At 67.9% G+C, this 11,152-nt stretch carries 11 protein-coding genes and 1 pseudogene; 11 read left to right on the top strand and 1 reads right to left on the bottom strand.

Annotated features, from left to right (window positions below):
• The first annotated feature begins 11 nt into the window (after positions 1–11).
• The 10 genes and pseudogenes from ftsW (at position 12) to ACFVWG_RS06140 (ending at position 9,781) form a co-directional block, all read left to right on the top strand.
• Entirely contained in the window at positions 12–1,256 is a 1,245-nt protein-coding gene (gene ftsW / locus ACFVWG_RS06185) for a putative lipid II flippase FtsW (protein ID WP_391542058.1), read from the top strand.
• 28 nt (positions 1,257–1,284) lie between these two features.
• Positions 1,285–2,373, top strand: coding sequence for an undecaprenyldiphospho-muramoylpentapeptide beta-N-acetylglucosaminyltransferase (gene murG, locus ACFVWG_RS06180; RefSeq protein WP_391542057.1), 1,089 nt, complete (start codon positions 1,285–1,287; stop codon positions 2,371–2,373).
• On the top strand, positions 2,370–3,830 hold the full coding sequence (gene murC / locus ACFVWG_RS06175) for a UDP-N-acetylmuramate--L-alanine ligase (protein ID WP_391542056.1): 1,461 nt from the start codon (positions 2,370–2,372) through the stop codon (positions 3,828–3,830). The genes murG and murC overlap by 4 nt, the downstream gene beginning before the upstream one ends.
• A 33-nt stretch (positions 3,831–3,863) precedes the next feature.
• The gene (locus tag ACFVWG_RS06170) at positions 3,864–4,604 is read left to right on the top strand and encodes a cell division protein FtsQ/DivIB (RefSeq protein ID WP_391542055.1); all 741 of its coding nucleotides are present in this window, start codon (positions 3,864–3,866) and stop codon (positions 4,602–4,604) included.
• 151 nt (positions 4,605–4,755) lie between these two features.
• Positions 4,756–5,697 (top strand): annotated as a pseudogene (gene ftsZ / locus ACFVWG_RS06165) (cell division protein FtsZ); the annotation flags it as partial.
• Positions 5,698–6,433: 736 nt separating this feature from the next.
• Positions 6,434–7,171 (top strand): polyphenol oxidase family protein, encoded by a 738-nt coding sequence (locus ACFVWG_RS06160; RefSeq protein ID WP_391542054.1) that lies wholly within the window; start codon positions 6,434–6,436, stop codon positions 7,169–7,171.
• Positions 7,168–7,878 carry a YggS family pyridoxal phosphate-dependent enzyme gene (locus tag ACFVWG_RS06155; RefSeq protein WP_391542053.1) on the top strand — a complete coding sequence of 237 codons (711 nt, stop codon included), beginning with the start codon at positions 7,168–7,170 and terminating at the stop codon, positions 7,876–7,878. Before ACFVWG_RS06160 ends, ACFVWG_RS06155 begins: the two co-directional genes overlap by 4 nt.
• Positions 7,879–7,948: 70 nt before the next feature.
• On the top strand, positions 7,949–8,491 hold the full coding sequence (locus ACFVWG_RS06150; protein ID WP_391542052.1) for a cell division protein SepF: 543 nt from the start codon (positions 7,949–7,951) through the stop codon (positions 8,489–8,491).
• Between the two features lie 45 nt (positions 8,492–8,536).
• A complete protein-coding gene (locus ACFVWG_RS06145; RefSeq protein ID WP_391542051.1) occupies positions 8,537–8,842 on the top strand; it encodes a YggT family protein in 306 nt (101 codons plus the stop codon).
• Positions 8,843–9,010: 168 nt separating this feature from the next.
• Positions 9,011–9,781 carry a DivIVA domain-containing protein gene (locus ACFVWG_RS06140; protein WP_391542050.1) on the top strand — a complete coding sequence of 257 codons (771 nt, stop codon included), beginning with the start codon at positions 9,011–9,013 and terminating at the stop codon, positions 9,779–9,781.
• A 105-nt stretch (positions 9,782–9,886) separates the two neighbouring features.
• Here ACFVWG_RS06140 and ACFVWG_RS06135 read toward each other — a convergent pair whose 3' ends face one another.
• Entirely contained in the window at positions 9,887–10,348 is a 462-nt protein-coding gene (locus ACFVWG_RS06135; protein WP_391542049.1) for a pyridoxamine 5'-phosphate oxidase family protein, read from the bottom strand.
• A 46-nt stretch (positions 10,349–10,394) separates the two neighbouring features.
• On the opposite strand from ACFVWG_RS06135, the gene ACFVWG_RS06130 reads away from it, so the two are divergent.
• Positions 10,395–10,871: a MarR family winged helix-turn-helix transcriptional regulator gene (locus tag ACFVWG_RS06130; RefSeq protein WP_391542048.1), complete on the top strand. Its 477-nt coding sequence runs from the start codon at positions 10,395–10,397 to the stop codon at positions 10,869–10,871.
• The last annotated feature ends 281 nt before the right edge of the window (positions 10,872–11,152 follow it).

The following is an 11,152-nucleotide window of genomic DNA, read 5'->3' as shown; positions in this document are numbered from 1 at the left end:
GAGGTGATCGCGTGACGTCGATCGCGGATCCGCCGGATGACAGCAAGACCCGATCTCCAGAGCGCCCCTGGATCGCTGCGATCCGCGAGGTGCTGGACCGGCCGCTGACGTCGTACCACATCCTGCTCGGGGCGACCGGCCTGTTGCTGGTGCTCGGGCTGCTGATGGTGCTGTCGGCCTCCAGCGTGCTGTCACTGCGCGCCAACGGGAACAGCTACACGATCTTCGTCCGCCAGCTGATCTGGGTCGGTGTCGGTCTGCCGATGGCGTACGTCGCCTCCCGGATGACGCCGCGGCACTTCCGGATGCTGGCGTATCTCGCGCTGCTCGGCGCGGTCTTCCTGCTGGTGCTCACGTATGTTCCGGGGCTGGGCAAGGGCGTCAAGGGCAACAACAACTGGCTGACCCTGGGCGGTCCGCTGCAGATCCAGCCGAGCGAGTTCGCCAAGCTCGCGCTGGTGATGTGGTGCGCGGATCTCTATGCCCGCAAGCAGAAACTGCTCACCCAGTGGAAGCACCTGCTGGTGCCGATGATCCCGGTCTGCGGTCTGGTGATCGCGCTGGTGGTCGGCCAGCACGACCTCGGGACGTCGCTCGTCCTGATGGCGATCATGATCGGGATGATCTGGGTGGTCGGCGCGCCGACCCGCCTGTTCGTCGCGACGATCACGGCGGTCGGCCTGATCGCGACGTACTTCGTCACCACCGCCAGCCACCGGCTGGACCGGGTCACCTCGTTCATGAACCCGATGGCCGACCCGACCGCGATCGGCTGGCAGGCCTACCACTCGTTCTACGCGCTCTCGACCGGCGGCTGGTGGGGCGTCGGGATCGGGAACAGCCGGCAGAAGTGGGGCAACCTGCCGGAGGCGCACACCGACTTCATCTTCTCGGTGATCGGTGAGGAGCTCGGCCTGTTCGGGTCACTCACCGTGCTCGCCCTGTTCCTCACGCTGGCCTACGCCGGCTGCCGGATCGCGACCCGGAACACCGAGCCCTTCGTCCGCTATGCGGCCGCCGGGATCACGGTCTGGATCATGGCCCAGACGCTGGTCAACCTGGGCGCCGTGATCGGACTGCTACCGATCGTGGGAATTCCGCTCCCGCTTTTGTCGTACGGTGGTTCCGCACTGCTGCCGACGCTGATCGCGATCGGCATGCTGCTGTCCTTCGCGAAGGTCGAACCCGGTGCGCAGGCCGCTCTCAAGGAGACGAGACGGTCCCGGTTCCGGTGGCTGCCGTCGCGTTCGTCCTGACCAGAAACGTGCAGGAGATTTGAACGCTGTGCCCAGCATCGTCCTGGCCGGTGGCGGTACCGCCGGCCATACCTCCCCGCTGATCGCCACCGCCGACGCACTGCGCCGGATCGACCCGACCATCGAGATCCTCGCCCTCGGCACCGAGCGCGGGATCGAGACCTGGGTGGTCCCCGAGGCCGGTTACCGGCTCGAGCTGATCCCGCCGGTCCCGCTGCCCCGCAAGCCCACGCCCGCGCTGCTCGCCGTCCCGGGGAAGATGCTGGCCTCGGTCTCGGCCGCCCGAAAGGCCCTGGACGAGGCCAAGGCCGACGTTCTGGTCGGCTTCGGCGGTTACGTGTCCACCCCGGCCTACGTCGCCGCGTGGCGCCGTAAGACGCCGATCGTCGTGCACGAGGGCAACGCCGTACCGGGCATCGCGAACAAGTTCGCGGCCAAGTACTGCACGCAGCACGTCATCACGTCCTTCCCCGGCTCAGAGCTGCCACACGCCCAGTACGTCGGCCTCCCGATCCGGCGCGCGATCTCGACTCTCGACCGGGCCGCGGTTCGCGCGGAGGCCCAGGCCTTCTTCGGCCTGAACCCGCAGCTGCCGACCTTGCTCGTGACCGGTGGTTCGCAGGGCGCGCAGCAGCTGAACAACGCCTTCGCCGGTGCCGCCGCGGACCTGCAGGCGGCCGGGATCCAGGTGCTGCACGTGATCGGCCCGAAGAACTCGCTCGAGGTCGCCCAGACGGGCCCAGCGCCGTACCGGGTGCTTTCGTACGTCGACCGGATGGACCTGGCCTACGCCGCGGCCGACCTGGTCGTGTGCCGCTCGGGGGCGAACACGGTCACCGAGGTGTCCGGTGTCGGGCTGCCCGCGATCTACGTTCCGTTGCCGCACGGTAACGGTGAGCAGCGACAGAACGCCAAGCCTGTCGTGGATGCGGGCGGCGGCCTGCTCGTCGACAACTCCGAGGTGACTCCGGAGTGGGTGCGGGCGACCGTGCCGCAACTTCTGCACGACTCCGCGCGTCTGACAGCCATGTCCACAGCAGCGACAGGCGTTATCCGGACGGACGCCGACGACCGATTGGCGCGGATCATCCTCGATGTGGTGAGGTCTGCTTCGTGATCGTCACCGCTCCTGACACCCTGTTGCCGGCTGAGAAGCTCGGCCGGGTGCATTTCGTCGGAATCGGCGGCGCCGGGATGTCCGGGATCGCCCGGATCATGGCGTCGCGAGGAATCGAGGTGTCCGGCTCGGACGCCAAGGACGGCAAGGTGCTGGCCGCCCTGCGCGCGCTCGGCGCCACCTGCTGGGTCGGCCATGACGCGTCGCATGTCGCAGACGTGGACACCGTGGTCGTGTCGACCGCGATCCGCGAGACCAACCCCGAGGTTGTTGCTGCCCGCGCTGCTGGGATTCCGATCCTGCCGCGAGCCGCTGCGCTGGCCGCGGTGATGGTCGGTCGCCGGACGATCGCGGTCGCGGGGACGCACGGCAAGACGACCACCACCTCGATGCTGACCGTGGCGTTGCAGCACTGCGCCGTGGATCCGTCGTACGCGATCGGCGGCAACCTGAACGAGTCCGGTTCCAACGCCCACGACGGCACGGGTGACCTGTTCGTCGCCGAGGCCGACGAGTCGGACAAGTCGTTCCTGACCTACGCGCCCGAGGTGTCGATCGTCACGTCGGTCGAGCCTGATCACCTGGACAACTACGGGACCGAGGAGAACTACCGGCAGGCGTTCGAGGACTTCACGGCGCGCGTGCTGCCGGGCGGATTCATGGTCATCTGCCACGACGACGCCGGCGCGCGGAAGCTGACGGCGTACGCGCGGGAGCGTGGGATCGACGTCCGGACGTACGGCGAGTCCGACGAGGTCGACCTGCAGGTGACCGAGCTCACCGCGAGCGGCGCCACGCAGACGTTCGTACCGATCTACCGCGGGCGGAGGCTGCCGATGGTGCAGCTGCAGCAGGCGGGCAAGCACAACGTGCTGAACGCGTCGGCGGCGCTGACGGTCGGGCTCGGGCTCGGTTTCTCCGCGGCCGACCTGGCCGAGGGGCTGGCGGCGTTCACCGGGACCGGACGTCGGTTCGAGTTCAAGGGCCTTGAGGACGGCGTCCGGGTCTTCGACTCGTATGCGCATCACCCGACCGAGCTGGCGGTCGACCTGACCGCAGCCCGGCAGGTGGCGGGGGAGGGGCGCGTGATCGCGTGCTTCCAGCCGCATCTGTTCAGCCGGACGCGGATCTTCGCGGCCGAGTTCTCCGAGGCGCTGGCGCTGGCCGACGAGGTCGTGGTGATGGATGTGTTCGCGGCCCGCGAGGACCCTGAGCCTGGTATCACCGGTGCCTTGCTGGCCAACCACGTGCCGCTGAAGCCCGAGCAGGTGCGGTTCGAGCCGTCGTGGTCCGCCGTACCGCAGTTGGTCGCGGATCTCGCCGTACCGGGCGACCTCGTGGTGACCCTCGGCGCGGGTGACGTGACCTTGATCGGCCCGGAAGTCGTTGGTTTGCTGGCCGAACGGGCCGCTCTCCGCGAGTCTGCGCCGGTCTCCGCCGACGCTGTGCTGAAGTAATTGCGTGGGGTTTGCTGAACGTGGGGTTGCTGCATGAGCCAGAGCGCTGATCTGGCTCGGGCTCAACAGCGGTTCGCGCGCCGGCAACGGCTGGTGCGCTGGCGCAGCTGGTTGCCGTGGGCGATCGGCGGTGCGGTGGTTCTGCTCGGCGCTCTGGTCGTCTGGTTGTTCTACTTCTCCTCCGCGTTCGCTGTCCAAGGTGTCCGGGTGAGCGGCGCCGATACGGTGCCGGTGGCAACGATCGAGCAGACTGCGGCGGCACCGGTCGGAACACCGCTGGCGAAGGTCGATCTGGGCGCGATCGCGACCCGGGTGCGGACCATTCCGGCGGTGGCCGACGCGCAGGTGACCCGGGCGTGGCCGAACAAGGTGGTGATCGTGGTCACCGAGCGGTTGCCGGTGGTCGTGGTGACCGACGGCACGCGGTGGGAGCTGGTCGACGCGACCGGTACGTCGTTCAAGACTTTGACGACCCGGCCGGCGGGGTTGCCGGAGGCCAAGGTGACCGGTCCGAGGCGGGATCAAACGATTCGTTCAGTGGTGACGGTCTCGGCCGCGCTGCCGGAGGTTCTGCGGGGTCAGGTGGGGTCGATCTCGGCCGCGTCACCGGACTCCATCACACTGAACCTCGGCGGTGGCGTGAAGGTTGTCTGGGGGAGCTCCGATGACAGCGCGCGCAAGGCCGAAGTACTCACCGTGCTGATGAAACGCAAAGCTGTCGTGTACGACGTCTCGGCGCCCGATCTTCCTGTCACCAAAGGGGAAAAGCGGTGAGGCGTCTCACCACGGCGAGGCGCGTGGACTTTGCTGTCAAGCGTCCCGTACGGTGCGACGTAATCTAAAGTTGACATAAGTCTAAGTATTCAGTTGAGGTTCAGTCTTTTCGCTGGACAACGGGAACAGAACGAGGCGAGAGGCGCGGACTGTGGCGGCACCGCAGAACTACCTGGCACTCATCAAGGTCGTCGGTATCGGCGGAGGCGGCGTGAACGCCGTCAACCGGATGATCGAGCACGGTCTGAAGGGCGTTGAGTTCATCGCCATCAACACCGACGCGCAAGCGTTGTTGATGAGCGACGCGGACGTCAAGCTCGACATCGGCCGCGAGGAGACCCGCGGCCTCGGCGCCGGGGCGAACCCGGCGATCGGGCAGAAGGCCGCGGAAGATCACGCCGAGGAGATCGAGGAGGCGCTCAAGGGCGCCGACATGGTCTTCGTCACCGCCGGTGAGGGCGGTGGCACCGGAACCGGCGGCGCACCGGTCGTCTCGCGGATCGCGCGCTCGCTCGGCGCGCTGACCATCGGTGTGGTGACCCGGCCGTTCTCCTTCGAGGGCAAGCGCCGGGCGACCCAGGCGGAGGACGGCATCGCCGCGCTCCGCGAAGAGGTCGACACGCTGATAGTGATCCCGAACGACCGGCTGCTCACCATCTCCGACCGGGCGGTGTCCGTGCTGGACGCCTTCAAGCAGGCCGACCAGGTGCTGCTGCAGGGTGTCTCCGGTATCACCGACCTGATCACGACGCCGGGTCTGATCAACGTGGACTTCGCCGACGTCAAGGCGGTCATGTCGAACGCCGGCTCCGCGCTGATGGGGATCGGCTCGTCGCGCGGTGAGGACCGCGCGGTCGCGGCAGCCGAGGCGGCCATCTCATCTCCGTTGCTGGAGGCAAGCATCGAGGGTGCGCACGGCGTGCTGCTGTCGATCGCCGGTGGCTCCGACCTGGGCCTGTTCGAGATCAACGAGGCGGCCCAGCTCGTCTCCGAGTCCGCGCACACCGACGCGAACATCATCTTCGGTGCGGTCATCGACGACGCCCTCGGTGACGAGGTGCGGGTCACGGTGATCGCGGCCGGGTTCGACGGCGGCATGCCGAAGCGCCGCGAGCAGGCCACCAGCCAGGCTCGCCCGCAGACCAGCCGCCCGGCCACCACTCCGCCGCTTGCCCAGCAGCAGCCTGCCCAGCAGTCGGCTCCGGCTCAGCAGCCGCCTGCCCAACAGCAGCCGCCGCAGCAGTCGTCTTACTCGGAGCAGATGTCTACTCCGGCTCAGCCGCAGACTCCGCCTGCTCAGCAGCAGCAGCCTGCCCAGCAGTCGGCTCCGGCTCAGCAGTCAGCTCCGGCGAGCCAGCCTGCCGCGTCGCCGTTCCCGACGTCGCCGACCGACGACACCGTCCCGGTCCCGACGCAGAACGACGGCCGTCCGGGCCAAGGCACCACGCACTCGGCTCGTCCGCAGACCGGCGACCCGGTCCGCACCGTGCAGCCGACGCAGCCCGCGCCGGCCACCCAGGGCGGCACCTGGCCGACCAACGGACCCAGCACGTCCACGCCGCCTCCGGCACAGACCCGTCCGGCCGCTCCCGCCCGTCCGGCCCCCAAGCCGGATCCGGCCGAGGACGATCTCGACATCCCCGACTTCCTCAAGTAATCCGCCCGCGCCACCACTGGTGGCTCGAGACCACATCTGGTGGCCGGAGACCTGTTGCCATAGGTCTCCGGCCACCATTTCTTGTCTCCTGCCACCACTGGTGGCAGGGGTGTGATGGATGTGGCTCGCGGCGGGGACGTGGGACCGCGGGTCGGCTGGGTAGCCTTGGATGGTGTTCAGCTATGACGCGGTTCATGGGTCTGCGCGGTTTGCTGTGACCGACCGCTTCGGGGGGATCAGCGAACCGCCGTACGGCGAGCTGAACCTCGGCGGAGCGGGGGAGCTGGGGGAGGATCCCACCCGGATCGGGGAGAACTTCCGCCGGGTGGGTGCGGCGTTCGGCGTCGCTCCGGAGCACGTCATCCGAGTGAGCCAGGTGCATGGGCGGGACGTGCACGTCATCCGGCCGGGCGATCCGATTCCGCTCGACCCGGTACCGCGGGTGGATGGGTTGGTCACCACGCGCACGGACATCGTGCTCGCCGTACGGGCTGCTGACTGTCTGCCAGTTCTGCTTGCTGACAGTGAGAACGGCATCATCGGCGCCGCTCACTCGGGACGACCTGGCATGTACGTCGGTGTTGCGCCCGCGACTGTGGAGGCGATGCGGGCGCTCGGCGCCGACCGGATCACCGCAGTCCTCGGGCCGAACGCGTGTGGCAAGTGCTACGAGGTGCCGGACGCGATGCGGGCTGAGATCAGCGAGCGCGTGCCGGCGTCGTACTCGGAGACCAGCTGGGGGACTCCGGCGCTCGATGTGGCTGCTGGGGTCAAAGCGCAACTGGAGGAGCTCGGGGTCGACGTGATCGAGGACGCGCGCGGTTGCACGATGGAATCAGCGGACCTCTACTCGTACCGCCGTGAAGGCAAGCAGAGCGGCCGGCTCGCCGGTCTGGTGAAGCTCGTATGAGCCGAGAGCAAGAGCTCCGCGACAATCTGCAACGAGTGCAGGAGCGAATCGAGAAGGCCTGTGTGGCGGCCGGGAGAGCTCGGGAGGAGGTCACCCTCGTCGCGATCACCAAAACCTTCCCAGTCAGCGACGTAGCGGCGTTGGCGGCCCTCGGAGTCGTGGACGTCGGGGAGAACCGCGAGCAGGAGCTGAAAGTGAAGGCTCCCGAGTGTCCGGAGCTCACCTGGCACTTCGTTGGTCAGCTGCAGTCGAAGAAAGCTCGCTCGGTCGTGCGACACGCTTCGGTTGTCCACTCGGTCGACCGCGTGTCTCTTGTCACTGCGCTGTCGAAGGCGGCGGTGGCTGAGGAGAAGGCGCTCCGGTGCCTGCTGCAGGTGAGCCTGGCGTCGTATGGGCCTGAGGACGCGGCGACCGGTGCGGACCGCGGCGGGGTGGCACCGGCCGACGTACCGGAGTTGGCTGCTGAGGTCGCGGCCGCGGACGGTCTGGAGCTTGGTGGGGTGATGGCCGTCGCGCCGCTCGGATCGGAGCCGGACAAGGCGTTCGCCGGTCTGCAGGAAGTGGCCGCCCGGCTACGCTCCGAACACGCCGGTGCCGCCTGGATCTCGGCGGGGATGACCGGGGATCTGGAGGCGGCGATCCGGCACGGAGCAACACACGTCCGGCTCGGGCGCGCCTTACTCGGTACGCGTCCTTCACTCGGTTAGTGTCGACATCGAGCAGGTTTCCTTCCTGCTCACTGTTGTCGTCGAACCGGGATCGAGAGGCTGGAGGGCCATGAGCGGCGCACTGCGCAAGATGGGTGTGTACCTCGGCTTGGTCGAGGACGGGGAGCGCTACAACGCTCGCTACGACGACGAGTACGACGACTACGACGAGTACGACGACGAAGCCGTCGACGGGGACTCCCCAGAGGCCGAGCCGGTGGTCGCCGGCCGGGAGAGCCGCGAGTCCCGCGAAGTAACGCGCGAGGAGCCGGGCGGCACGGTCAGCAAGTTCCCAGAACGACGTGGTGTCGCACCGTCCCCGGAGGTTACCGAGTTGGCCCGCATCACCACCGTGCACCCGCGCAGCTACAACGAAGCGCGCGTGATCGGTGAGCACTTCCGTGACGGCACGCCCGTCATCATGAACCTGACCGAGATGGACCACGCGGACGCCAAGCGGCTGGTGGACTTCGCCGCCGGGCTGATCTTCTGCTGCCGGGGCTCCATCGAGCGGATCACCACCAAGGTGTTCCTGGTCTGCCCGCCGAACGTGACGGTCGCCGCGGAGGAGAAGGAGAAGATCGCCGCGGACGGGTTCTACAACCAGAGCTGACCGCGGCTGTGCTGACTTCCGCCGTCTTCTACACTCATTGACGACATGGTTGCTCTAGTGCTCGTCCTCCAAATCATCGGGTACGCCCTGCTCGCCTTCTTCCTCGTGCTGGTGGCGCGCTTCGTACTCCAGTTGATCGTCATGTTCGCTCCGCAGTGGCACCCGAAGGGTCCGCTGCTGATCCTGCTCGAGGCCATCTACTCGATCACGGACCCGTTCGTGCGCCCGCTGCGGCGGGCCCTGCCGCCGATCGGGGCCGGCGGGATCCGGATCGACCTGTCCATGCTGATGCTGTTCGTGATCGTCTCCGTGGCGATGTCGATCAACAACACGGCCCTGAATTCCCTGTGAATGAGGGGCTTGGGACGGGGTAGGTAGAGTCTCGGAGAACCGAAGTCGTCGACCGTTGTCGCCCGCCCGGATTCCGTCAGAACACAACGAAGCGATAACGTGATCTACTGAGTCGCCGAGGTGAAGGCCACGGGGACTCCGCCAAGACACAGACAAACGAGGTGAAAGATGCCGCTGACGCCGGATGACGTCCGCTCGAAGCAGTTCACGCCCGTCCGACTACGGGAGGGCTACGACGTCACAGAGGTCGACTCCTTCCTCGACGAGGTGGAGGCCGAGCTCGAGCGCCTTCTCGCCGAGAACGAGGAACTGCGGGCCAAGCTCGCGGCCGCCCAGCGCGCTGGCGCCGGTCAGGAGCGGCCGGTCGACCAGACCGCCGCACTGCCGCCCGTCGTGCAGCAGCCGAAGCCGCCGGTGGTGGTCGAGAAGCCCATCATCGAGGAGAAGCCGCCGGTCGTGGTGCCCGCGGTCGTGGCCGCGGGGGCTGCTGCGGCAGCCGGCACCGTCGGCGACGCCTCCAGCTCCGCGGTGCGGCTGCTGGAGATGGCCACCAAGCACTCCGACGACCTGGTCCAGGAGGCGAAGGACACCGCCGACAAGATCATCGGCGAGGCCCGCGCCAAGGCCGAGCGCCTGGAGAACGAGGCACGTGGCAAGGCCGACCGGATGACCGGTGAGGCCCGCGCCCGCGCCGAGAAGCTGGACGGCGAGATCGCCGAGCGCCGCGCCCAGATGCTGGGCACCCTGGAGAAGCAGAAGGGCCAGCTGGAGCGCACGATCGACGACCTGCACGCCTACGAGCGCGAGTACCGCAGCCGGCTGAAGACGTACTTCACCGAGCAGCTCAAGGCGCTGGGCAACGGCGACGACACGCTGAGCCCGCGGAACGGATTCCGTCCCGAGGCCCGTGCGCAGGCGCACGGCGGTCACGGAGTCTGAGTTTGTAACGTCTGAACCTGTGAAGGGGCGGTGCTTTCCGGCAGCACCGCCTCTTCGGCGTGTCCGGGTACTTTTGACTCACTGTCCGTAACCAGTGACTGAGAGTCAGGGCCACGCGGGCGGTCGCCTCCGACCGGTGAGAGTCTCGACATCGAAGAGCCTCAGCCGGTACGGCGTCAGCCGCAGCAGCGAGGGTGATTCCCCAGCCGGTCCTTCGGGGAACACACTCCAGAAGTCGTAACCGAGCGGCGCCGGAGCAGCGGCGTACAGCTCCCAGACCCGTTGCCTGGTCGCCGTATCGTCGATCCACTCCGCCTGGCAGTCCGCGATCGCCACTTCCTGGCCGGGTTCCCAGTAGCTACAGCTCAAGTAGTTGCTGTACGCAAGGTGCCGCACCTTCACGGGTGTCGCCCGGGTGACGATCCAGCCGGCCAGCCCTTCGTCCGCGTCGATCTCCCAGATCGGGTGCAGGATCCGGCTCCGCGGCCGGTTGTCCGGTCCCACGGTCGCCACCGTGCACCAGACGATCTTGTGCGCTCTCTCGATGAACTCCTTTTGCACAACCATGGTTGTAGATTACCAAATACACAACCTCGGTTGTATATTTGGGTGCATGGAGTTCGATCCGGCCGGTGCCGACCTGTCCCTCGCCTCGCTCTTCACGGGCTGGGCCCTCGCCGACGAGCTGCAACGCCGGTTGGCGGCCGACGGCTTCGCGGACTCCCGCTTCGCCGACGGCGTCGTGTTCCAGCATCTGGTCGCCGGCCCCGTGACAATCACCACGCTCGCGGAGTCACTCGGTGTCACCCAGCAAGCCGCCTCGAAGACAGTTGCCGATCTCCAGGCCCGCCGCTACGTAACCCGCCGTACCGACCCGGCCGACGCCCGCGCCAAACAAGTCGCACTCGCCGACCGAGGCCAAGCGGTCATCGCCGCCGCCCGGAAGCATCGGGCAGCGGTGGATGCCGAACTCCGAGAAGCCCTGGGCAACGACCGACTAGAAGCCGCCCGCCAGCTCCTGGTAGACGCCCTAACCCACCTGAACGCCACCCCAGCCCTCCGCACCCGCACCGTCCGCCCACCCCACTAGCCACCCCTCCCCATCTGCACACCCCACTGAGGACCCCTCCCCATCTGATGGGTTCCCCCATCCGCTTGTGGGTTCTGGACTCGCATGGGCGGGTAAGGAACCCACAACCTCATGGGTGAACCCACGAGATGGTCGGCCTCCCACGCGTGAGCCGGTACGACGCGGCGCGCGAGTGCTTTCGGCCCGGACCCGGGACTGGGTCGCCCCCATTTGGTGGGCTGGCCCACGCCGTTGGGGGTGGGCCAGCCGCATGCGATGGGTCCTCGCACCATTTGATGGGC

This window comes from Kribbella sp. NPDC058245 (assembly GCF_042882005.1).
Taxonomy (GTDB): domain Bacteria; phylum Actinomycetota; class Actinomycetes; order Propionibacteriales; family Kribbellaceae; genus Kribbella.
This window is presented reverse-complemented; position numbering and strand designations above follow the sequence as displayed.

Excerpts from the sequence above, each read along its gene's own strand:
- ACFVWG_RS06170 (WP_391542055.1), top strand. The coding sequence starts at position 3,864 with ATGAGCCAGAGCGCTGATCTGGCTCGGGCTCAACAGCGGTTCGCGCGC.
- ACFVWG_RS06155 (WP_391542053.1), top strand. The coding sequence starts at position 7,168 with ATGAGCCGAGAGCAAGAGCTCCGCGACAATCTGCAACGAGTGCAGGAG.
- ACFVWG_RS06150 (WP_391542052.1), top strand. The coding sequence starts at position 7,949 with ATGAGCGGCGCACTGCGCAAGATGGGTGTGTACCTCGGCTTGGTCGAG.
- ACFVWG_RS06145 (WP_391542051.1), top strand. The coding sequence starts at position 8,537 with ATGGTTGCTCTAGTGCTCGTCCTCCAAATCATCGGGTACGCCCTGCTC.
- ACFVWG_RS06140 (WP_391542050.1), top strand. The coding sequence starts at position 9,011 with ATGCCGCTGACGCCGGATGACGTCCGCTCGAAGCAGTTCACGCCCGTC.
- ACFVWG_RS06135 (WP_391542049.1), bottom strand. The coding sequence starts at position 10,348 with ATGGTTGTGCAAAAGGAGTTCATCGAGAGAGCGCACAAGATCGTCTGG.
- ACFVWG_RS06130 (WP_391542048.1), top strand. The coding sequence starts at position 10,395 with ATGGAGTTCGATCCGGCCGGTGCCGACCTGTCCCTCGCCTCGCTCTTC.